Origin of the sequence: Ramlibacter sp. (assembly GCF_035655895.1) — a bacterium.
In the GTDB taxonomy this organism is placed as follows: Bacteria; Pseudomonadota; Gammaproteobacteria; order Burkholderiales; family Burkholderiaceae_C; genus Ramlibacter.
The window spans coordinates 306865-329671 of record NZ_DASRTN010000011.1; the positions used below are offsets into that span (position 1 = coordinate 306865).

General features: G+C 69.8%; 19 protein-coding genes. 3 read left to right on the plus strand and 16 right to left on the minus strand.

Translation table 11 applies throughout. The annotated features are described in order from the left end of the window. Window positions 1–43 precede the first annotated feature (43 nt). Window positions 44–2572, plus strand: a complete 2529-nt coding sequence (locus tag VFE82_RS13835) for an ABC transporter permease (protein ID WP_325000898.1) — start codon at window positions 44–46, stop codon at window positions 2570–2572. A gap of 14 nt (window positions 2573–2586) precedes the next feature. Continuing rightward, window positions 2587–3621, plus strand: coding sequence for a carotenoid 1,2-hydratase (locus VFE82_RS13840; protein ID WP_325001023.1), 1035 nt, complete (start codon window positions 2587–2589; stop codon window positions 3619–3621). Between the two features lie 12 nt (window positions 3622–3633). Here VFE82_RS13840 and VFE82_RS13845 read toward each other — a convergent pair whose 3' ends face one another. From VFE82_RS13845 to VFE82_RS13865, 5 genes are all read right to left on the minus strand, one after another. Continuing rightward, window positions 3634–4188: a hypothetical protein gene (locus VFE82_RS13845; protein ID WP_325000899.1), complete on the minus strand. Its 555-nt coding sequence runs from the start codon at window positions 4186–4188 to the stop codon at window positions 3634–3636. An 85-nt stretch (window positions 4189–4273) separates the two neighbouring features. Then, complete coding sequence (locus VFE82_RS13850) at window positions 4274–5839, minus strand: DHA2 family efflux MFS transporter permease subunit (protein WP_325000900.1); 1566 nt, start codon at window positions 5837–5839, stop codon at window positions 4274–4276. Further along, window positions 5839–7143: an efflux RND transporter periplasmic adaptor subunit gene (locus VFE82_RS13855; protein WP_325000901.1), complete on the minus strand. Its 1305-nt coding sequence runs from the start codon at window positions 7141–7143 to the stop codon at window positions 5839–5841. Before VFE82_RS13855 ends, VFE82_RS13850 begins: the two co-directional genes overlap by 1 nt. Before the next feature lie 14 nt (window positions 7144–7157). After that, a complete protein-coding gene (locus VFE82_RS13860) occupies window positions 7158–8609 on the minus strand; it encodes an efflux transporter outer membrane subunit (protein WP_325000902.1) in 1452 nt (483 codons plus the stop codon). Further along, complete coding sequence (locus tag VFE82_RS13865; protein WP_325000903.1) at window positions 8590–9138, minus strand: MarR family transcriptional regulator; 549 nt, start codon at window positions 9136–9138, stop codon at window positions 8590–8592. The genes VFE82_RS13860 and VFE82_RS13865 overlap by 20 nt, the downstream gene beginning before the upstream one ends. A gap of 73 nt (window positions 9139–9211) precedes the next feature. On the opposite strand from VFE82_RS13865, the gene VFE82_RS13870 reads away from it, so the two are divergent. Next, on the plus strand, window positions 9212–10987 hold the full coding sequence (locus VFE82_RS13870; RefSeq protein WP_325000904.1) for an ABC transporter transmembrane domain-containing protein: 1776 nt from the start codon (window positions 9212–9214) through the stop codon (window positions 10985–10987). Window positions 10988–11231: 244 nt separating this feature from the next. Here the strand turns inward: VFE82_RS13870 and VFE82_RS13875 are convergent, their stop codons facing one another. The 11 genes from VFE82_RS13875 to nuoG all read right to left on the minus strand — a co-directional run bounded on the left by VFE82_RS13875 (window position 11232) and on the right by nuoG (window position 22795). Then, a complete protein-coding gene (locus VFE82_RS13875; protein ID WP_325000905.1) occupies window positions 11232–11690 on the minus strand; it encodes a DUF1178 family protein in 459 nt (152 codons plus the stop codon). Between the two features lie 83 nt (window positions 11691–11773). Continuing rightward, a complete protein-coding gene (locus VFE82_RS13880; RefSeq protein WP_325000906.1) occupies window positions 11774–12349 on the minus strand; it encodes an NUDIX hydrolase in 576 nt (191 codons plus the stop codon). Further along, window positions 12342–12650 carry a DUF2818 family protein gene (locus VFE82_RS13885; RefSeq protein ID WP_325000907.1) on the minus strand — a complete coding sequence of 103 codons (309 nt, stop codon included), beginning with the start codon at window positions 12648–12650 and terminating at the stop codon, window positions 12342–12344. Before VFE82_RS13885 ends, VFE82_RS13880 begins: the two co-directional genes overlap by 8 nt. Window positions 12651–12728: 78 nt before the next feature. Then, window positions 12729–14216: an NADH-quinone oxidoreductase subunit NuoN gene (gene nuoN / locus VFE82_RS13890; RefSeq protein WP_325000908.1), complete on the minus strand. Its 1488-nt coding sequence runs from the start codon at window positions 14214–14216 to the stop codon at window positions 12729–12731. 10 nt (window positions 14217–14226) lie between these two features. Further along, on the minus strand, window positions 14227–15702 hold the full coding sequence (locus tag VFE82_RS13895) for an NADH-quinone oxidoreductase subunit M (RefSeq protein ID WP_325000909.1): 1476 nt from the start codon (window positions 15700–15702) through the stop codon (window positions 14227–14229). Window positions 15703–15715: 13 nt separating this feature from the next. Then, window positions 15716–17791 (minus strand): NADH-quinone oxidoreductase subunit L, encoded by a 2076-nt coding sequence (gene nuoL, locus VFE82_RS13900; RefSeq protein WP_325000910.1) that lies wholly within the window; start codon window positions 17789–17791, stop codon window positions 15716–15718. A gap of 124 nt (window positions 17792–17915) precedes the next feature. Continuing rightward, window positions 17916–18224, minus strand: coding sequence for an NADH-quinone oxidoreductase subunit NuoK (gene nuoK, locus VFE82_RS13905; protein WP_325000911.1), 309 nt, complete (start codon window positions 18222–18224; stop codon window positions 17916–17918). Then, entirely contained in the window at window positions 18221–18898 is a 678-nt protein-coding gene (locus VFE82_RS13910) for an NADH-quinone oxidoreductase subunit J (protein ID WP_325000912.1), read from the minus strand. The genes nuoK and VFE82_RS13910 overlap by 4 nt, the downstream gene beginning before the upstream one ends. Before the next feature lie 30 nt (window positions 18899–18928). Next, entirely contained in the window at window positions 18929–19450 is a 522-nt protein-coding gene (gene nuoI / locus VFE82_RS13915) for an NADH-quinone oxidoreductase subunit NuoI (RefSeq protein WP_325000913.1), read from the minus strand. A 106-nt stretch (window positions 19451–19556) separates the two neighbouring features. After that, window positions 19557–20633, minus strand: a complete 1077-nt coding sequence (gene nuoH, locus VFE82_RS13920; RefSeq protein ID WP_325000914.1) for an NADH-quinone oxidoreductase subunit NuoH — start codon at window positions 20631–20633, stop codon at window positions 19557–19559. Beyond that, a complete protein-coding gene (nuoG, locus tag VFE82_RS13925; RefSeq protein WP_325000915.1) occupies window positions 20630–22795 on the minus strand; it encodes an NADH-quinone oxidoreductase subunit NuoG in 2166 nt (721 codons plus the stop codon). Before nuoG ends, nuoH begins: the two co-directional genes overlap by 4 nt. Window positions 22796–22807 lie beyond the last annotated feature (12 nt).

Consider the following 22807-nt stretch of genomic DNA (forward strand, 5'->3'; position numbering starts at 1 on the left):
CATCGTAGCGGCACGCCCGCGCGCACCTGCACAATCGACAACCATGCTGGCCTTGCTGCGCACCTTTTCCTGGCAGGAGCTGCGCCAGCATCCGTGGCGCAGCGTCGCGGCCGTCGCCGCGGTCATGCTGGGGGTGGCGCTGGCGCTGGCCGTGCACCTGATCAACGCCTCGGCCCTGAGCGAGTTCTCCACCGCAGTGCGGTCGGTCAACGGGCAGCCCGACCTGGAACTGCGCGCCACGCGCGGCGGCTTCGACGAAGCGCTGTTCGCCCGCGTCGCCACCGATCCGCGGGTGGAGCTGGCCAGCCCGGTGCTGGAGCTGGCCACCAATGCCGTCGACATCCGTGGCGAGCGCGTCCCGCTCCATGTGCTGGGCCTGGACGCGCTGTCGGCCGCCGCACTCGCGCCGTCGCTGGCACCGGTGCCGGCGGCGAACGTCGACCGGCTGGCCCTGTTCTCGGCGGACACGGTCTTCCTCAACCCGGCGGCACGCCAGCAGCTGGCCGGCGACCACCTGCGGCTGCAGGCCGGCCTGCAGCTGCGCGACGTGCGCGTGGCGGGCAGCGTCGCGGCGGGCGGCGCGCCGCTGGCGGTGATGGACATCGGTGCGGCCCAGGACCTGTTCGGGCGGGCCGGCGAGCTGTCGCGCATCGACGTCAGGCTGCGATCGGGCACGGACCGGGCGGGCTGGACGCGCTCATTGGAGCTGCCGCCCGACGTGCTGGCGGCGGAGCCTGGCGACGCCACCCAGCGGGTGAGCAACCTCTCGCGGGCCTACCGCGTCAACCTGACCGTGCTCGCGCTGGTGGCCCTGTTCACCGGCGCATTCCTCGTGTTCTCGGTGCTGTCCCTCAGCGTCGCGCGCCGCTCGCAGCAGTTCGCGCTGCTGGGCGTGCTGGGGCTGGACGCGCGCCAGCGACGGGCGCTGGTGCTGGCCGAGTCGGCGGCGCTCGGCGCCCTGGGCAGCGTCGCCGGCGTGGCACTGGGCGCCTCGCTGGCGGCGGTGGCGCTGCGCGTGCTCGGCGGCGATCTGGGCGGCGGCTACTTCGAAGGGGTCGCGCCGCGCCTGCAGTGGAGCACTCCCGCGGCGCTGCTGTACGGCGCCCTGGGGGTGGCCGCGGCGACGGTGGGCGGCTGGTTCCCGGCCCGAAGTGCCGAACGACTGCCGCTGGCGCAGTCGCTCAAGGGGCTGCGCGTCGGCGCCGCGGCGGGCGGACGGCGCTGGGCCGGCCTCCTGCTCCTGGTGGCCGCCCTGGCGCTCGCCTTGCTGCCTCCGATCGCGGGGTTGCCGCTCGGGGCGTACGTGTCGGTGGCCCTGCTGCTGGTGGGCGGCATCACCACGCTGCCGCCGGCCGTGGCGCTCGTCTACGACCGGCTGGCGCCGGCGCTGGCCGGCCGCCTCCTGCCCCTGCTGGCGGTGGAACGCGCGCGTCGGGTGCGCGAAACCGCGGCAGTCGCGGTCAGCGGGGTGGTCGCGTCGCTGAGCCTGGCCGTGGCGCTGACGGTGATGGTGGCGAGCTTCCGCGACTCGGTCACGCGCTGGCTCGACGTGGTGCTGCCGGCCGACCTGTACGTCCGGACGGCGGGCGGAACCGTGGCGGGGGACACGGCGTTCCTGGACACGGCGCTGGTCGAGGCCGCGGCCCGCACCCCGGGCGTGGACCGCGTGGCCACCCAGCGCGTGCGATCGCTGCAGCCCGATGCCGCCCGGCCGCCGGTCGCCCTGCTGGCGCGGCCCCTGGCAGATCCGGGGGCGGACGTCCCGATGGTCGGCGAGCCGGTGGCGGTCGCGCCGGGGCAGGTGCCGGTCTACGTGAGCGAGGCGATGGTGGACCTGTACGGGGCGCACCCTGGCGCGCCGCTGCCGCTGCTCGACGCGGCGCTCGGGCTGCCGCCCGGCCCGGCAGGGGCCAGCCGCTTCGGCGTCGCGGGCGTCTGGCGGGACTACGTGCGGCAGAGCGGCGCCATCCTGCTGGACCAGGCCGCCTACCAGCGCCTGACCGGTGACCGCCGGGTCAACGACCTGCAGCTCTGGCTGCAGCCACAGGCCGACGCGGCCCGCGTGCAGGCGCTGCTGCGGCAGCAGGCCGGGGGCGCCGGCGGCCTGCTCGAGTTCGCGTCCGCCCGCGAGATCCGGGCCACCTCGCTGCGCATCTTCGACCGCAGCTTCGCCGTCACCTACTGGCTGCAGGCGGTGGCGATCGGCATCGGGCTGTTCGGCGTGGCGGCCAGCTTCAGCGCCCAGGTGCTCGCGCGCCGGAAGGAATTCGGCCTGCTGGCCCACCTGGGCCTGACACGGCGCCAGATCCTGGCAGTGGTCGCCGGCGAAGGCGCCGCCTGGACGCTGGTCGGGGCACTGGCGGGCCTGGCGCTGGGCCTGGCCGTGTCGGTGGTGCTGGTGCACGTGGTCAACCCGCAGAGCTTCCACTGGACCATGGACCTGCTGGTGCCCTGGCTTCGCCTGCTGCTCCTGTGCCTGGCCGTCGTGCTGGCCGGCACCATCACCGCCTGGCTCGCGGGGCGCGCGGCGGCCGGACGCGACGCCGTGCTGGCGGTCAAGGAGGACTGGTGATCCGCCGCCGGCCGATGCTGGCGGCGCTGCCGGCCCTGGCGCTGGCCGACGCGCGGGCGCTGCCGCTGCGGCCGCTGCAGTTCCCGCGCGACCACGGTGCGCATCCGGACCTTCGCACCGAGTGGTGGTACATCACCGGCGCCGGCACCGCCGGCGGGCGCGAGCTCGGGTTCCAGCTCACCTTCTTCCGCTCGCGCGTGGACGCGGCGCAGGACCTGGCATCGCGGTTCGCCGCGCGGCAACTGGTGTTCGCGCATGCAGCCGTGACCGACGTGCAGGGCCGCCGGCTGCGGCACGACCAGCGCATCGCACGGGCCGGCTTCGGCGTGGCCGAGGCAGCCACGGACGACACGCGCGTCGTCCTGCGCGACTGGCGGCTGGCGCGCGAGGGCGACGGCCGCTATGCCGCCACCCTCCTCGGCCGCGAGTTCGGGCTGGACCTGCGTTTCGCGCCGACCCAGCCGGTGCTGGTGCAGGGACGCCAGGGCCTCTCGCGCAAGGGACCCGACCCGCAGCAGGCGAGCTACTACTACAGCGTGCCGCAGCTGGCCGCCGCCGGCACCATCGTGCTGGAAGGCCGGCGGCTGCCCTTCGAGGGGAGGGCCTGGCTGGACCACGAATGGAGCGAGGCCCTCCTGCACCCCGAGGCGGTGGGCTGGGACTGGATCGGGATGAACCTGGACGACGGCAGCGCGCTCACCGCCTTCCAGCTGCGCCGGCCGGACGGATCGGCGCTGTGGGACGGCGGCTCGTTCCGCCGGCCCGGCGGCACGGTCGAGGTCGCCGGGCCGGGCGAGACCGCGTTCACCGCGCAACGGCGCTGGACCAGCCCGCTGTCCGGGGCAACCTACCCGGTGGCGTGGACGGTCCGCACGCCAGCCGGCCTGTACACGGTGCGCGCACTGGTCGACGACCAGGAGCTCGACAGCCGCGCATCGACCGGCGGCATCTACTGGGAAGGACTGTCGGAGCTGCTCGATGGCAGCGGACGGCGCGTGGGCCGCGGCTACCTGGAGATGACGGGCTACGCGCAGCGGCTGCGCCTCTGAGCCCCACCCAGGTCAGCGCTGCGCCAGCAGCGTCTCGCGCAACGCCTGGGCCTTGCCGTGGTCGTAGGGTCCCTCGGCCTTGGCCAGCACGTTGCCGCTGCGGTCGAGCACCAGCACCGAGGCGTGCTCGGACGTCGTGAGACCGGCCGAGCGCACGAACGCCTGCTTGTCGGTGAACACGGTGACCAGCCGCGAGCGCTCGTCGGCGGACGGGTAGCGTTCGAGCAGCTGCGCTTCCTTGGCCCGCCGTTGCGGTTCGTCACCCGGATCATTGAGCACCGGCAGCCGCAGCCAGGCGACGCCCGGACTGCGGTGCAGGCCCATCCCGTCGATCCAGCCCTGCGCCTCGGCGGCCTGGGACTTCTTGAACTGCACCACGGCCACGGTGCGCTCGGAGGGAAGCTGCTGCGGCAGCGCGATGTGGCTCTGGTCGTGCAGGCGCTTGCCGCTCACGCTGGGGAGGCGCCCGAGCAGGCCGCTCTCGCTGGGGACCGCGAACGCGAGTCCCAGGGCCGTCGCGACCGCGCCGACCCATCCCAACACCGGTGTCCAGATCGTCCCTGTCATCTCAAGCTCCCGAGACTGCGGCTTGCGTGTGTGGACGAAGTGTTCCACAGCGCTGTCGCCCGAGTGCGTCAGGTTTGTAAATCCCCTAGTGCGCTCCGGCAGCGGCGTCGGCCCCGCCCGGCGTGCGTTGCGGGCGGCACATCCACACCAGGGGGATCAGCGCCAGGAACAGGATCGCCGAGAGCCAGAACTGGTCGGTGGCCGCCATCGTGAACGCCTGCTGGTCGGCCAGCCGGTTCACCTGCGCCAGCGCCTGCTCCGGCGTGAACCCGCCGGCGGCCAGCCCCGACAGCGCGGACTGGGCCGCGATGCTGCCGGGATTGACCGCGTCGGCCAGCTGCGCGTGGTGCAGCGCCGCCCGGTTCTCCCACAGCGTCGTCGAGATCGACGTGCCCATCGCGCCCGCCGTGATCCGCACGAAGTTGGTCAGGCCGGAGGCGGCCGGGATGCGGTCGGGCGTCAGCCCCGACAGCGTGATCGACATCAGCGGGATGAAGAAGAACGCCATCGCCACGCCCTGGATCACCGTCGGGATCATGATCGTGCCGAAGTCGGCCGAGGTGTTGAAGCGCGAGCGCATCCACAGCACCAGGGCGAACACGATGAACGCGAACGTCGCATAGCGGCGCGGATCGACCTTGGCGACTGTCTTGCCCACCAGCGGCGACAGCAGCATGGCCATCACGCCGACCGGCGCCATGATCATCCCGGCGTCGGTCGCCGTGTAGCCCATGTACTGCTGCAGCCACAGCGGCAGCAACACCACGTTGCCGAAGAACAGGCCGTAGGCCACGGATGTGGTCATCGTGCCGGCCCAGAAGTTGCGCCGCGTGAACAGCCGCAGGTCCACCACCGGGTGCTCGTCGGTCAGCTCCCAGACCAGGAAGAAGGCGAAACCCACCACGGCGATCACCGCCAGGCTCACGATCAGGGGCGAGTGGAACCAGTCGTGCTCCTTGCCCAGGTCCAGCATCATCTGCAGCGCCGCGATCCACACCACCAGCAGCGCCAGTCCCACCTTGTCGATCGGCAGCTTGCGGATGGCGCTGTCGCGCTTGTGGTAGATGCCCCAGGACGCGGTCGCCGCGACGATGCCCACCGGGATGTTGATGTAGAAGATCCAGGGCCAGCTGATGTTGTCGGTGATCCAGCCACCCAGCAGCGGCCCCATGACCGGCGCCACCAGCGTGGTCATCGCCCACATCGCCATCGCCAGGCCGGCCAGTGCCGGCGGGTAGCTGGCCAGCAGCAGCGTCTGCGACAGCGGGATCATCGGCCCGGCCACGAAGCCCTGCAGCGCCCGGAACGCGATCAGCATGGTCATGTTGGGCGCCAGGCCGCACAGCCAGGACGCGATCACGAACAGCATGACGCTGCCCACGAACAGCCGCACCTGGCCGAACCGCTGGGACAGCCAGCCGGTCAGCGGCACCGCGATGGCATTGGCCACCGCGAAGCTGGTGATGACCCAGGTGCCCTGGTTGGGGCTGACGCCCAGGTCGCCGGCGATCGCGGGCAGCGACACGTTGGCGATGGACGTGTCCAGCACGTTCATGAACGTGGCCGCCGACAGCGCGATCGTGCCCCAGACCCGTGCCGTGCCTTCCAGGGGGGCGTGCGCCGCGGGGCGCGCCGCGGGTGCCGTGGCCATCAGTGGGCTCCGGCGGCCACCGTGGTGCCGCGCACGCGCTGCGCCGACGCGTGGGCGGCGGGCGCGGCACCGACCGCGGTGGTGTTGCTGCGGCCGAGGTTGGCCGCGATGATGCGGCGCACTTCGGCATCGGCACCGGCATCCTGGGAGCCGAACACCGCCGTCTGCGTCACCGCGGAGGAACGCGGGGCGTCGGCCAGCGTCTTGCCGTCCTGGTTGGTCACGTCCACCTGGACGTCCATCGACAGGCCCACGCGCAGCGGATTCTTGGCGACCTGGTCGGCATCCAGCGCGACGCGCACCGGCACCCGCTGCACCACCTTGATCCAGTTGCCGGTGGCGTTCTGCGCCGGCAGCAGCGCGAACGCCGCACCGGTGCCCACGCCCAGCCCGGCGACCGTGCCGCGGTACTCGACCTTCTTGCCGTACACGTCGGCCGTCAGCGTCACCGGCTGGCCGATGCGGATCTTGCGCAGCTGCACTTCCTTGAAGTTGGCATCGACCCAGACCTGCTGCAGCGGCACGATGGACATCAGCGGCGTGCCGGCGGCCACGCGCTGGCCCAGCTGCACGGTGCGCTTGGCCACGTAGCCATCGACCGGCGCCGGCAACGCGGCCCGCTGCGAGGCCAGCCACGCCTCACGGACCTTGGCGGCGGCGGCCTGCACGCTCGGGTGCTGCTCGACGGTCGTGCCCTCGGTCTGGGCCTGGTTGCTCGCGAGCTGCTCGCGCGCTGCCGTGACACCGGCCTGCGCCGCGGCAAGGGCGCTGCGCGCGTTGGCCAGCTGGGTGGTGGCGTGGTTCAGTTCTTCCCTGGACACCGCGCCGTTGCCCGAGAGGGACTGGCGGCGGTTGAGGTCGTCGCTGGCGCGGTGCACTTCGGCCTCGGCCTTGGCGACGTCGGCCAGGCGCAGCTGCACCTGGGCCGCCAGCGAACCGTTGTTCGCATACAGCGTGCGGACCTGGCGCACGGTCTGCGCCAGGTTGGCTTCGGCCTGCTGCAGGCCGACCGACACGTCGGCCGGATCGAGCTTGACCAGCGGCTGGCCCGCCTTCACGAAATCGGTGTCGTCCGCGTGGATCGCCAGCACGGTGCCACCGATCTGGGGCGTGATCTGCACCACGTTGCCCTGGACGTAGGCGTTGTCGGTCGATTCATAGTGGCTGGCCACCAGCCACTCCCAGGTGCCCCAGCCGATGCCGGCCACGGCCACGGCGACGGCGAGCACCGTCAAACCCTTCTTGCGCTTGGCCTTGCGGTCGGCGGTGGCGAGCGCGGCGTCGTTCTGTTGTGCGTCGTTCATGGTGTCTTCTTCGATCAGGAGGGAGTCCGGGTGGCCAGGCGCTGGGTGTCGGCATCGGGCTGGAAGCCGCCGCCGAGCGATCGCATCAGCTGCACCTGGGTGTCGAGCGCGCGTCCGGCCAGGTCCACCCCGAGCCGACGCTGGTTGAGCACGGCGGTCTCGGCCGTGAGCACGTTCAGGAAGGTGCCCAGGCCCGCCTTGTAGCGCTGCAGCGCGATCTCGTACGCGCCTTCGGCGGCAGCCTGCGCCTCGCGCTGCTGCACCTGCTGGCGGGCGATCGACTGCGACGACGCGACCTGGTCCGCGACGTCGTGCACCGCATCCAGCACCGTGCCGTTGTAGCTTTCCACCGCGACGTCGAGGTCGGCGGTCTTGCCGCGCAGGTTGGCGCGCAGCCGCCCGGCGTCGAAGATCGGCAGGTGGATCGCGGGCCCGACGCCCCACTGCAGGCTGCCCGCCTCCAGCAGGCGCGACAGGCCGATGCTGGACAGGCCGGCGAAGGCCGACAGGTTGACGTTCGGATAGAACTGCGCCTTCGCGCTCTCGATGTCGTGGGTGGCGGCCTCGACGCGCCAGCGGGCCGCCGTGATGTCGGGCCGGCGGCCCAGCAGGTCGGCCGGAATGGCGGACGGCACGGCGACCGGCCTGGCGTTGGCCAGCGAGCGCGCCTCCACCTGCAGGTCGGGCCGGCCGACCAGTGCAGCGAGCGCGTTGCGGGTCAGCTGCACCTGCTCCTGCAGCGCTTCGATCTGCTGGCGCGCCTCGGGGAGGCCGGCCTCGCTCTGGCGCAGCTCCAGGGTCGTGTCCAGGCCGGCCCGCACGCGGTCGCGCACCAGGCCGAGCGACTCCTCGCGCTGGGCGAGCGTGCGCCGCGCCACCTGCAACTGGTCCTGCAGGCGTGCCAGCTGGAAGTAGCTGCGCGTCACCTGGCTGGCCAGCAGCACGCGGGCGGCCTCCACCTCGGCCTCGGCGGCGCGCGAGGCGCCGATGGCGGCTTCCAGCGCCTGTGCGTAGCGGCCGAAGAAGTCCAGCTCCCAGCTGGCACCCAGTTGCAGCGTGCCGGTGTCGCGGATCGAACCGGCCAGCGGTGCCGGCACGGCGCCGTTCTCGGTGTAGCGCTGGCGGCGCGCTTCCAGCGAGCCTTCGACCTGCGGAACCGTCGCCGCGTTGGCCAGCTCGAGCACGGCGCTGGCGCGGGCCACGCGGGCGCGGGCGATCTTCAGGTTGGGGCTGCCGTCGAGCGCCTGGCCGACCAGGCGGTCGAGCTGGGCGTCGCCGAAGTCCTTCCACCACGCGGGCGACACCGGCATCGAGGGCTGTGCGCCGCCGGCCGGCAGGCCGAACGCGTCGGGGGTGCGCAGGCGCGCCTGCGACTCGATGCCGGAATAGCTGGCGCAGCCGGCCAGCAGCGCCGCCGCCAGCAGGGCGGACAGGCGCGCGGAGTTCTTAGCGGTTCTGGTTGTCATTGGTCGTCTGGTCCCGTTCCTTCTGCAGCGCGGCGCCGTTCTCGAGCATCCGCACGAGCATCGACTTGAGCTGCTGCACTTCCTCCCGGCTGAAGCCCCGCAGGTGCGCGTTGAGCACGCTGCACAGCGCGAACGGGATCTGTCCCGCCGCCTTGCGGCCCTCCTCGGTGAGTTCCAGCTTGACGACGCGGCGGTCCTCGCAGGAGCGCTCGCGCCGCAGCAGGTTCTTGGCCTCCAGCCGGTCCAGCATCCGGGTCATGGCGCCGGCGTCGAGCTGGCACTCGCGCGCGAGCTCGGCAGCCGTGCGGCCATGCCCCAGGTGCAGCTTGTAGAGCGGCACCCATTGCGCATTGGTCAGGCCGCGTGGATCCAGTTCGTGCTCCACCTCGTTGGCGAAGCTGGTGATCAGCCTGCGCATGAGATAGGCGACGCTGTCGTCCGGGCGGTAGTCCTCGGGCCGGTAGATGGGCTCGCTGGCCTGGACGTCCGCGGTGCGGCTGTCGGTCCCGGCGCTGGTGGCGGTTGGCATAGGTGCGATATTAGTTGCCTAGACAATCACTGTCAAGGCTGCTGTTGGCGGGGCAAGGAGTAGACTGTCGCGCATGGCCGACATCCCTCCTGCCCAAGGTTCGCCCCAGTCCCTCTCCGGCCTGCGCCCGTTCCTGCGCCCCTACCGCGGCCGCATCGTCCTGGCCGGGCTTTTCCTGGTGCTGGCCGCCGCGGCGACGCTGGTGTTCCCCGTCGCGCTGCGCGGCCTGGTCGACCAGGGACTGGCACAGGCCGGCCACGGCGAGCGGCTGCTGGCGCTGCGCGGACACTTCCTGGAGCTGTTCGGCGTCGCCGTCGCGCTCGGGCTGTTCTCGGCGGCCCGCTTCTACACCGTGAGCTGGCTGGGCGAGCGCGTCACCGCCGACCTGCGCAGCGCCGTCTATGCGCACGTGATCGAGCAGAGCCCCGAGTTCTTCGAGACCGCCCAGACCGGCGAGGTGCTCTCGCGCCTGACCACCGACACGACCCTGGTGCAGACCGTGGTCGGCTCCTCGTTCTCGCTTGGGCTGCGCAACGTGGTGATGGGCGTGGGCGCGCTGGGCATGCTGGTGTACTCGCATCCGTACGTGATGGCCCTCGTGCTGGGGGCGGTGCTGCTGGTCGTGGTGCCCGCAGCCGTCTTCGGCCGCAGGGTGCGGCGGCTCTCCCGGGCCAGCCAGGACCGGGTGGCCGATTCCAGTGCGATCGCCGCCGAAGTGCTCAACGCGATCCCGACCGTGCAGAGCTACACCGGCGAAGCCCGCGAAGCACGGCGCTTTTCCGCCGCCACGGACGACGCGTTCCGCACCGGCGTGCGCCGCACCCGTGCGCGCGCCGTGCTGGTGGCCTTCATCATCATCGCCAACGCGGCGCTGATGCTGTGGGGCCTGTACCAGGGGGCGCAGGCGGTGCTGAGCGGCGGCATGACGGCCGGCCAGCTTGGACAGGCTGCCCTCTACGTGGTCATCTTCGCCGGCGCGGTGGCCGTGCTCGGCGAGGTCTACGGCGACCTGCTGCGTGCGGCGGGCGCCACCGAACGCCTGATGGAACTGCTGTCGAGCCGCTCACCCGTGGCGTCGCCCGCGCAGCCGGTGCGGCCCGCCGCGACTGACGCAGGCAGTGCGTTGACGCTGTCCGACGTCACCTTCCACTACCCTTCGCGGCCGGCCGCGCCGGCGCTGCAGGCGCTCACGCTGCAGGTCGCGCCGCGGGAGACCGTGGCCCTGGTGGGCCCGAGCGGCGCCGGCAAATCCACGGTGTTCTCGCTGCTGCTTCGTTTCTACGACCCGGCCGCCGGCAGCATCGACCTCGACGGCGTTCCCATCCGGGCGATGGCGCTGCAGGACCTGCGTGGCCGCATCGGCCTGGTGGCGCAGGAACCGGTGGTGTTCTCCGCCAGTGCCCTGGAGAACATCCGCTACGGCCGTCCGGGCGCCAGCGACGACGAGGTGGTGCAGGCCGCGCGCGCCGCCTACGCCCACGACTTCATCTGCGCCCTGCCCGAGGGCTACCGCACCTTCCTGGGCGAGCGCGGCGTGCGGCTGTCGGGCGGCCAGCGCCAGCGCATCGCGATCGCGCGCGCGATCCTGAAGAACCCGCCGCTGCTCCTGCTGGACGAAGCCACGAGCGCACTCGATGCCGAGAGCGAGCGCATGGTGCAGGCCGCCCTGGTCTCGGCGATGCGCCACCGCACCACGCTGGTGATCGCGCATCGGCTGGCGACGGTGCAGCAGGCCGACCGCATCGTCGTGCTCGAGCATGGCCGCATCGTCGAACAGGGTCGCCACGAGCAGCTGGTGGCGGCCGGCGGCGTGTACGCCCGGCTGGCGGCACTGCAGTTCCTGGACTGACCCGGCCCGGTCTGCGGGCCGGCCCTCTCGGGGCGCGGGGGCGGCACCTCAGGTAGTCCGGCCGTCGGCCACTTCCAACAGGAGCCCCGATGCAGCCGCGTGCGTGTTCCGCCTGCCATGGCGACGTGTCCACGGTGCGCGGCGTGGCAGGCGGCGACGCGGCTTGAGGCTCTTGCCGACCCGCCCCGTTGCGCCGTGCAACGCCGTGGAGCGGCCTGGCGTCCGGCGGGGCGACGGCCCCCCCCTACTGCACCGGTCCCTTGAGCGCCTTGGGAATCGGCAGGGGCAGCACCGCGATGCCCTCCTCGAGCAAGGCCTCGGTTTCCTCGCGCGAGGCCTGCCCGCGGATGCCGCGGTCCTCGCTCTCGCCATAGTGGATCCGGCGGGCCTCCTCGGCGAACCGCTCGCCGACGTCTTCGGTGCTGGCCATGACGTGCTGGACCATCTTGAGCCATGCCTGCTGGAGCGCGGCTTCCGGCGCCGCGGCGACGTCCTGCCGGGCCGTGGCGGGGGCCGATGACGTTGGTTGCGGTTGCGCGCCGAGGTTCAGGCGCGGCGCCGAAGGCAGCTTGGCGATGGCGGTGTCGCCGCACATCGGGCATTCGACCAGCTGCCTGCCGAGCTGGTCCTGGAAATCGTCTTCCGAGCCGAACCAGCCTTCGAAGACGTGCCGGTGCGTGCACTGCAGGTTCAGCACCTTCATGCGACGGCTCCATTCGCAGGCGCCGGACCGCCGCTGGACCGCCGTTCCCCGGCGTCGACAACGTGAGAGAACATGGACCGGAATTATGGACGCCAGTCGAGTTGCCAAGCCCCGGCCAGGACGTTTTGCAGCCACAGTGCGCCCGTCAGCGTCTTGGCATCGGTCACCCGGCCCTCGCGGCACCAGTCCTGCAGCTGCCGCGGGGTGGCGCTGAAGACGTCGAGGAACTCGCCCTGGTCCAGCCGGCGTTCGCCGGCGGTGAGACCACGCGCGAACCAGATCTCGATGAACTCGGTGGAATACGAGATGACCGGGTGCAGCACGCCGGCACGGGCCCACTCGCGCGCCGAATAGCCGGTCTCCTCCTGCAGTTCGCGGCGGGCGCAGGCCTGCGGGTCCTCGCCGGGATCGAGCTTGCCGGCCGGGAACTCGATCAGCACCTGCCCGACGGGGTGGCGGTACTGGCGCTCCAGCACCACCTGCCCATCGTCCAGCAGCGGGATCACCATCACGGCGCCCGGGTGCAGGATGAACTCGCGGTCGGCGTGGGTGCCGTCCGGCAGTTCGACCTGCTCGCGCACCGCATGCAGGAAATGCCCCCGGAACAGCTCCTGCCGGTGGACGGTCTTCTCGACCAGGTGGCGGTCGGGATCAGCCACGGCGGTGCTTGACCAGGTAGCGCCAGACGAAGCCAGGAAAGGCCAGCGTCAGGAACAGTGCGCCGGTGACGGCGTAGAACTCCCAGCCCTGGGGCGCGATCTGGCCGACCCGCCGCTCCAGCGCCAAGCCGAGTGCGCCCACCAGCAGGTAGTACCCGAGCAGTTCGGCAAGACGCAGCGCGATCGGCTTGGGCGCCTTCAGCGCGTACACGCCCAGCACGGCCCGGTCGAGCACGAACGGCAGGTTGGCCGCCACCAGGGCCGCCACGATCACCAGCCAGATCGAAGCCGTCTGCGACATCGTCCGATCGGCCTCAGCTTGCCGCCCGGGGGCACCGGGAACGTACCCGCGGAGCGGTGCAGGCGGCGGCAACCATGGTCAGGTGGCCAGCGTCTTAACGATGGCGTTGGCGCATAGGGTCATCAGGCCGCCCGGCACGATGCCCAGCACCAGGACCAGCGCGCCGTTGAGCGACAGCACGACGCGGACGTCGGCCGGGGCCGAGACGGTGGTGGCGGTGATCGGCGAGTCGAAATACATCACCTTGACCACGCGCAGGTAGTAGAACGCACCGACCAGCGACATGAGCACCGCGAACACCGCCAGGCCGAGGTACAGCGTCTCGCCCGAGGCCACCAGCGCCTGCAGCACCGTCAGCTTGGCGTAGAAGCCCACCAGCGGCGGCACGCCGGCCAGCGAGAACATGCACACGGCCATGATGCCGGCGTACAGCGGGCTGCGCTGGTTGAGGCCGGCCAGGTCGGCGATCTCGTCGCTCTCGAAGCCCTCGCGCGCCAGCAGCAGGATGATGCCGAAGGCCCCCAGCGTGGTCAGCACGTACGTGACGATGTAGAACATCGCGGCGCTGTAGGCGTACTGGGCGTTGTTGGTGTTGCCGCCGACGACGCCGGCGGCCAGGCCCAGCACCACGAAGCCCATCTGGGCGATGGTCGAATACGCCAGCATCCGCTTGAGGTTGGTCTGCGCGATGGCGGCCAAGTTGCCCACCAGGAGCGACGCCACCGACAGCAGCAGCAGCATCTGCTGCCAGTCGATCGACAGCGGGATCATGCCCTCCACCAGCAGGCGGATCGCCATCCCGAACGCGGCCAGCTCGGGGGCCGAGCCGATCATCAGCGTGATGGCGGTCGGGGCACCCTGGTACACGTCGGGGATCCACATGTGGAACGGCGCGGCGCCCAGCTTGAACGCCAGGCCGGCGACGATGAACACCAGGCCGAACACCAGCACCTGGTGCTTCACGCGGCCGCTGCCGATGACCCGGAAGACCTCGTTCAGGTCCAGCGAGCCGGTGGCCCCGTACAGCATCGACATGCCGTACAGCAGGAAGCCGCTGGCCATCGCGCCGAGAACGAAGTACTTCATGGCCGCCTCGGTGGCGACCTCGTGGTCACGGCGCAGCGCCACCAGCGCGTAGCTGGAGAGCGTCATCAGCTCCAGGCCGAGGTAGATCAGCAGGAAGTTGCTGCCGGAGATCATGACGAACATGCCCAGCAGCGACAGCATCGACAGCGTGAACAGTTCGCCGCCGCGCAGCATGGCGCGGTCGGCCGCGTAGGGGCGGCCATAGACCAGCGTCACCATCACGGCGATGGTGGAGAAGAACTTCAGCCAGTTGCCCATCGGGTCGGAGACGACCATCTTGCCGAAGGCGTAGTAGGTTTCGCCGGCGACGGCGGCCTGGGCCGTGACCCAGGCGACCACGGCCAGCGAGGCGAGCGTCAGCCAGTAGGTCAGGCCGCGCAGGCGGGTCTTGACGCCAAGGTCGACCAGGGCGATGACGCAGGCCATCACCAGCAGCAGGATCTCGGGCGAGATGACGATCAGGCTCAGTTTGTCCAGCATGGCCGTGGCTTCAGTTCAGTTTGGAAGCAGCGACGTGCTTCAGGAAGCTCTGGACCGAGGCGTCCATGACGTCGGTGAAGGGCTTGGGGAAGATGCCCATGTAGAGGACGGCGATCGCCAGGATGCCCAGCATCAGGAACTCCCGCGCATTGATGTCGGTGAGCTGGCGCACGTCGTCGTTCGCCACCGGGCCCAGGTACACCCGCTTGTACATCCACAAGGTGTAGGCGGCGCCCCAGATCAGCGCCGTGGCCGCCAGCAGGCCGAGCCAGAAGTTGGCCTTGACCGTGCCGAGGATCACCATCCATTCGCCCACGAAACCGGCGGTCGCGGGCAGGCCGCAGTTGGCCATCGAGAACAGCAGCGCGAAGGCCGCGAAGTTGGGCATGGTGTTGACCACGCCCCCATAGCTGGCGATCTCGCGCGAGTGGACCCGGTCGTACAGCACGCCGATGCACAGGAACATCGCGCCCGACACGAAGCCATGGGCGATCATCTGCACCAGGCCGCCGGCGACGCCCAGGTCGTTGAAGATGAAGAAGCCGAGCGTGACGAAGCCCATGTGGGCCACGGACGAATAGGCCACCAGCTTCTTCATGTCCTGCTGCACCATCGCGACCAGGCCCACGTAGATCACGGCTACGATCGACAGCCCGATCATCAGCCAGGCCCACTCGCGCGCGGCATCGGGCGCGATCGGCATCGAGAAGCGCAGGAAGCCGTACGCGCCCAGCTTCAGCATGATCGCCGCCAGCACCGCGGAGCCGCCGGTCGGCGCCTCGACGTGCACGTCCGGCAGCCAGGTGTGCACCGGCCACATCGGCACCTTCACGGCGAACGCCGCGAAGAAGCCGAAGAACAGCAGCGTCTGCACCGGACCGGGCAGCGGCAGCCGGTGCCAGGTGAGGATGTCGAAGCTGCCGCCCGACTTGCTGTACAGATAGATCAGCGCCACCAGCATCAGCAGGGAGCCGAGCAGCGTGTACAGGAAGAACTTGAACGCCGCATAGATCTTCCGGGGGCCGCCCCAGATGCCGATGATCAGGTACATCGGGATCAGCGTGGCCTCGAAGAACACGTAGAACAGCATCGCGTCGAGAGCCGCGAAGACACCGATCATCAGGCCCGACAGGATCAGGAACGCGCCCATGTACTGGTTGACGCGCTCGGTGATCACCTCCCACGCGGAGATCACGACGATGACCGTGATGAAGGCCGTGAGCAGCACGAACCAGAACGAGATGCCGTCGACGCCCAGGTGGTAGTGGACGTTGAAGCGCTCGATCCACGGCGTGCGCTCCACCAGCTGCATCTCGGCCGTGCCGAGCTTGAACCTGCCGAGCATCGGCAGCGTGACCAGGAAACCCGCGACGGAACCGATCAGGGCGATCCAGCGCACGGCGCGCGCATGCTCGTCCTTCCCGAGCGCCAGCAGGGCGACACCGAACAGGATCGGCGTCCAGATGGCAAGGCTCAACACACCCATTTTTCTTCTTCTCCTACTTGCCGAGCAGTGCCGACCACGGCGCAACGAACCAGGTGAGCAGCACGAACACGCCGACGATCATCGCCAGCGCGTAGTGGTACAGGTAACCGGTCTGGACGCGGCGCACCACGCCGGCGAACAGGCCCACCACGCGGGCGCTGCCGTTGACCGCCGCGCCATCGATGATCGCCTGGTCGCCGCCCTTCCACAGCGCCAGCCCCAGCCCGCGCGCCAGCCGCGCGAGCACGTTCTCGTTGAACCAGTCCATGTAGTACTTGTTGTCCAGCACGCGGTAGAGCGGGCGGAACACCGCCTGCAGTCGGGCCGGCAGCGCGGGATTGACCATGTACAGGTAGTACGCCAGCGCGACGCCTGCGAAGGCCAGCCAGAACACCGGCGTCATCAGGCCGTGCAGCGCCATCGCCACCGGGCCGTGGAACTCCTTGGCCATCTCCTCCAGGCCCGGGTGCTTCTCGAAGTTCACGAAGATCGCGTCCTTGAAGAAGTCGCCGTACAGCATCGGGCCGATCGTGAGGAAGCCGATCACGACGGAAGGCAGCGCCAGCAGCAGCAGCGGCGCCGTGACCACCCAGGGCGACTCGTGCGGCTGGTGGCCGTGCCCGTGGGCATCGTCGTGCCCGTGATCGTGGTGCGAGACGTCGGGCTCCTCGTCGGAATGGTGCGCGTGGTGCGCCTCGGGGTTCTGGTCGTAGCGCTCCTTGCCGTGAAAGACCAGGAAGTACATCCGGAACGAGTAGAACGCCGTCACGAACACGCCGGCCATGACGGCGAAGTACGCGAAGCCGGAACCCGGCAGCCTGGACAGGTGCACCGCCTCGATGATGCTGTCCTTGGAATAGAAGCCGGCGAACAGCGGCGTTCCGATCAGCGCCAGGGACCCGAGCAGCGAGGTGATCCACGTGATCGGCATGTGCTTGCGCAGGTTGCCCATCCAGCGGATGTCCTGGTTGTGGTGCATGCCGATGATCACCGAGCCGGCGGCCAGGAACAGCAGCGCCTTGAAGAAGGCGTGCGTCATCAGGTGGAACACGGCCACGGAATAGGCCGAGGCGCCCAGCGCCACGGTCATGTAGCCCAGCTGGGACAGCGTGGAGTACGCGACCACGCGCTTGATGTCGTTCTGGATGATGCCCAGGAAGCCCATGAACAGCGCCGTGATCGCGCCGATCACCAGGATGAACGACAGCGCCGTGTCCGACAGCTCGTACAGCGGCGACATGCGCGCCACCATGAAGATGCCCGCGGTCACCATGGTGGCGGCGTGGATCAGGGCCGAGATCGGCGTCGGGCCTTCCATCGAATCGGGCAGCCACACGTGCAGCGGGAACTGCGCGCTCTTGCCCATCGCGCCGATGAACAGGCAGATGCAGGTGACGGTGACCAGCATCCAGCTGGTGCCCGGGAAGGTCAGCTTGGCGAGCTCGCCGGCCTTGCCGAAGGTCTCGGCGTAGTTCAGCGTGCCGGCATAGGCAGCGATCAGGCCGATGCCCAGGATGAAGCCGAAGTCGCCCACCCGGTTGACCAGGAACGCCTTCATGTTGGCGAAGATGGCGCTGGGCTTGTTGAACCAGAAGCCGATCAGCAGGTAGGACACCAGGCCCACGGCTTCCCAGCCGAAGAACAGCTGCAGGAAGTTGTTGCTCATGACCAGCATGAGCATCGAGAACGTGAACAGCGAGATGTAGGCGAAGAAGCGGTTGTAGCCGTCGTCCTCCTCCATGTACCCGATGGTGTAGATGTGGACCATCAGCGACACGAAGGTCACCACGCACATCATCATCGCCGTGAGGCCGTCGACCAGGAAGCCGACCTCCATCTTCAGGCCGCCCACCACCATCCACTCGTAGAGCGTCTCGTTGAAGCGGGCGCCGTCCAGGGCCACGCTCTTGAGCGTCATCGCCGAGATGACGAAGGCGACGAACACCCCCAGGATGGTGAAGGTGTGCGACAGGCGCCGGCCGATCCAGTTGCCGCCGAAGCTGGTGCCCAGGATGCCGGCCAGCGCGGCCCCGGCCAGCGGCGCCAGCGGGACGGCGAGCAGGGTCGATGCGGAGAGTGTCTGACTCATGTTTCTTTTTCCTGCCGCTTGCGGCCCGGGCTCGGCCCGGCAACCAGCGGCGGCGATCGCGCACAGCCCGTTCGTTGGCAGGACGAGCCTGCCACGACGGTTCCTCTTGTCGTTCTTGTTCTGATCAGCCCTTGAGCATGTTCAGTTCTTCGACGTTGATGTTCGACTTGTTGCGGAACAGCAGCACCAGGATAGCCAGGCCGATCGCCGACTCGGCGGCGGCGACGGTCAGGATGAAGAACACGAACACCTGGCCGTGCATGTCGCCCAGGTAGTACGAGAACGCCACGAAGTTCATGTTGACGGCCAGGAGCATCAGCTCGATGGCCATCAGCAGGACGATCAGGTTGCGCCGGTTCAGGAAGATGCCGACGACCGACAGCGCGAACAGGATCGCGCCAAGGGAAAGGAAGTGACCCAGGGTGATGCTCATGCCTTGGCCTCCACCGCCGCGGCGGCCTGGGGTTCGGCCGCCGGCGCGACCATCGTCGGCGGCATCTTGATGACCTGCAGGCGGTCCCGGGCGCGCACCTTGACCTGCTCGCCGGGATCCATGTGCTTGCTGTCCTTGCGCTCGCGCAAGGTGAGCGCGATGGCCGCGATGATGGCCACCAGCAGCAGGACCGCCGCGATCTCCAGGGGGTACAGGTACTGCGAGTACAGCAGCTTGCCCAGTTCCTTGGTGTTGGACACCTGGGCGGCGGCCGTGGCCCCCGCCTGTGCCGCCTGCGCGGCGGCCGGTCCGTTGCCCGGCTCCGCCGGACGGAAACCGCCCATCAGGACGGCGGCCATCTCGAGCGCGATCACCACCCCGACCACCGCGGCGACCGGGAAGTGCTTCCAGAAACCCGCGCGCAACGCGTCGACGTTGATGTCGAGCATCATCACCACGAACAGGAAGAGCACCATCACCGCTCCCACGTACACCAGCACGAGCGAGATGGCGAGGAACTCGGCCTTGAGCAGCATCCAGACCGCGGCGGCCTGGAAGAACGCGAGCACGAGGTACAGCGCGGCGTACACGGGGTTGCGCGCGGTGATGACCCGGAAGGCCGCGAACAGCAGCACCGCCGAGAACAGGTAGAAGAAGCCGGTTTTGACGTCCATGGGATTTGTTGTCGTTGTCGTCCCGCGCGCTCAGCGGTACTTGGCGTCCGCGGCCTTGCGCTCGGCGATCTCGGCTTCGTAGCGGTCGCCCACGGCCAGCAGCATGTCCTTCGTGTAGTACAGGTCGCCGCGCTTCTCCCCGTGGTACTCGAGGATGTGCGTCTCGACGATGGAGTCGACCGGGCAGCTCTCCTCGCAGAAGCCGCAGAAGATGCACTTGGTCAGGTCGATGTCGTAGCGCGTGGTGCGGCGGGTGCCGTCGGCGCGCTGGTCGGAGTCGATGGTGATCGCCAGTGCCGGGCAGACGGCCTCGCACAGCTTGCAGGCGATGCAGCGCTCTTCGCCGTTCTCGTAGCGGCGCAGCGCGTGCAGGCCGCGGAAGCGCGGCGACAGCGGCGTCTTCTCCTCGGGGAACTGCACCGTGATCTTGCGCGCGAAGAAGTACTTGCCCGTGATGCGCAGGCCCTTGAACAGTTCCACCAGCATGAAGCTGGAGAGGAAGTCCTTCAACGAGAACGCGGACTGGCTTCGCGGGAGGGTTTGAGTAGCCATAGTCAATTTCCAGACACCGGGCCGCCGCACGGCCGCCCCGGCGCGGCGAGTGCCGCCCGACGGGGCAGCGACCGCGCGCAGTGGCGAGCGTGGGGACTCATGTCGGTTACTTCCAGATGTTGAACGGGGTCTGCATCCAGGCGCCGACCACCACGAGCCAGACCAGCGTGACCGGAATGAAGATCTTCCAGCCCAGACGCATGATCTGGTCGTAGCGGTAGCGCGGGAACGTCGAGCGCACCCACAGGAACATGGTCACGACCATGAAGGTCTTGACGCCCAGCCAGATCCAGCCGGGGATGAACGAGAGGAACTCGAACGGGGGCAGCCAGCCACCCAGGAACATGATCACCGCCAGGATCGAGACCAGCCACATGTTGGCGTACTCGGCCAGGAAGAACATGGCGAAGCTCATGCCCGAGTACTCGATCATGTGGCCGGCGACGATCTCGGACTCGCCTTCCACCACGTCGAACGGGTGGCGGTTGGTCTCGGCCAGGCCGGAGATGAAGTACACCAGGAAGATCGGCAGCAGCGGCAGCCAGTTCCAGGACAGGACGTTCAGGCCCATGCCCGCGAACTGCCCCTTGGCCTGGCTCATGACCACGTCGGTCATGTTCAGGCTTCCGGTCACCATCAGGACCACCACGAAGGCGAAGCCCATCGCGATCTCGTAGCTCACCATCTGGGCCGACGCGCGCAGCGCGCCCAGGAAGGCGTACTTCGAGTTCGACGCCCAGCCCGCGATGATCACGCCGTACACCTCGAGCGAGGTGATGGCCATCAGGAACAGCAGGCCGGCGTTGATGTTGGCCAACGCGACGTCGGGGCCGAAGGGAATGACCGCCCACGCGGCCAGCGCCGGCATGATGGTCATGATCGGGCCGAGCAGGAACAGGCCCTTGTTGGCCACCGTCGGGAGGATGATCTCCTTGGTGAGCAGCTTGAAGGCGTCGGCGATCGGCTGCAGGATGCCCAGCGGACCGGTGCGGTTGGGGCCCGGGCGCAGCTGGGTGAAGCCGATGGCCTTGCGCTCCCAGAGCGTGAGGTAGGCGACGGCGCCCATCAGCGGCGCGACCACGACGACGATCTTGATCAGCGTCCAGATCACCGGCCAGCCCGCGGCCGCCCACCAGGGGGCGGCGATCAGGCCATTGCCGAAGCCGTAGATCGAATCGATCATGCAAGCACCTCTTCCTCGCGGGCCGCGGCGGTGCGCTGCGCAGCCGGTGGCAGCGCCGCCTGGCCGTCGGCGGTGAGCTGCAGCGACTCGGCGCGACGCACGATGCCGTCGAGCTGGTAGATCGCCGCCGTCACCGGCGTGCCGGCCGGCACCGACAGGTCGGCCCTGGCGCCGGTGCGGTTGGAGAGCTTGGCGCCCTGCACCATCGGCTGCTGCGCGTCGGCGGCCCCGCGCGCGGCGACCAGCACCTCCTGCGCGGAATCGAAACCGAAGCCCGGCAGGCCGAGCATGTTGCCCAGCACGCGCAGCACCTTCCAGCCCGGCCGCGCCTCACCCAGCGCCTTGACCACCGCATGGAACGACTGCACGCGTCCTTCGGCGTTGACGAAGGTGCCGGGCGTCTCGGTCCAGGGAGTGATCGGCAGCAGCACGTCGCTGAATGCCAGGTTGGTCTTGAACGGGCTGAGCGTCACGACCATCTCGGCCCTGGACAGGGCCTCCGGCGCTCGGGCGCCGGCAGCGGAGTCGAACTCGGGCTCTGTGTTCAGCAGCACGGCCGCCTTCAGGCCGCCGGCCAGCATCTGGCCCGCATCCAGCCCGCCCTGGCCGGGCAGGGCGTTCACCAGTTGCGCGCCGACGGTGTTGGCGGCCTCGGTGAGGTAGCCCACCGTCGCGCCGGTGGCCTCGCCGATCCACTGGGCCAGTGCCAGCAGGGTCGAGGCGTTGGCATGGTGCGCGGCGGCATTGCCCAGCAGGACGGCCTTGCGTTCGCCGGAGAGCAGCGACCCGGCGATCGCCCTGGCGGCGTCGGTCGCGGTGCCTTGCGCCGGCGCGCTGGTGCCCTTCTCGGCGGCGACCGCCGTGGCCACGTCGGCCAGCAGCTGCGCCCACTGCCCGGCCGGCGCGACGGCCGACGCGGCGAGCGACATCGCCCAGTCGGGCGCGCTGTCGTGGATGCGCGAGACCTGTGCGCCCTTGCGCACCGCCGCCCGGATGCGCAGCGAGAACAGGGGATGGTCCTTGCGCAGGTTGGAGCCCACCACCAGCACGCGCTGCAGCTCGGACAGCGAGGCGATGCTGGTGCCCAGCCAGCGCACGCCCTCGAACGGCGTGAACTGCGCGTGGCGCAGGCGGTGGTCGATGTTCTCGCTGCCCAGGCCGCGCACCAGGGCGCCGGCCAGGAACAGCTCCTCGACCGTGCTGTGCGGGCTGGCCAGCAGGCCGATGCTGCCGGCGCCGTGGTCGGCCTTGATCTGCTTGAGGCCGTTGGCGACGTACTCGAGCGCGGTCTGCCAGTCGACCTGCTTCCACTCGCCGCCCTGCTTGAGCATGGGAGCCGTCAGGCGGTCGTCGCTGTTCACCGCCTCGTAAGAGAAGCGGTCGCGGTCGGCCAGCCAGCATTCGTTGACGGCCTCGTTCTCCAGCGGCAGCACGCGCATGACGCGGTTGTTGCGCACCTGGACGATCAGGTTGGCGCCGGTCGAGTCGTGCGGCGACACCGACTTGCGGCGCGACAGCTCCCAGTTGCGGGCGCTGTAGCGGAACGGCTTGCTGGTCAGCGCGCCCACCGGGCACAGGTCGATCATGTTGCCCGACACCTCGGAGTCCACGGTGTCGCCCAGCACGGTCGTGATCTCGGAGTGCTCGCCCCGGTTGACCATGCCCAGCTCCATCACGCCGGCCACTTCCTGGCCGAAGCGCACGCAGCGGGTGCAGTGGATGCAGCGGCTCATCTCCTCCATGGAGATCAGCGGGCCGACGTCCTTGTGCAGCACGACGCGCTTTTCTTCCTCGTAGCGCGAAGCGGAGCCGCCGTAGCCGACGGCCAGGTCCTGCAGTTGGCACTCGCCGCCCTGGTCGCAGATGGGGCAGTCGAGCGGATGGTTGATGAGGAGGAACTCCATCACCGACTGCTGGGCCTTGATGGCCTTGTCGCTGCGGGTGCGCACGACCATGCCGTTGGTGACGGGCGTGGCGCAGGCCGGCATGGGCTTGGGTGCCTTCTCCACGTCCACCAGGCACATGCGGCAGTTGGCCGCGATGGACAGCTTCTTGTGGTAGCAGAAATGCGGGATGTAGGTGCCAGCCTTCTCGGCCGCATGCATCACCATGCTGCCGTCGGCGATCTCGACCTTCTGTCCGTCTAGGGTGATTTCAGCCATGGTTCTCTCGAC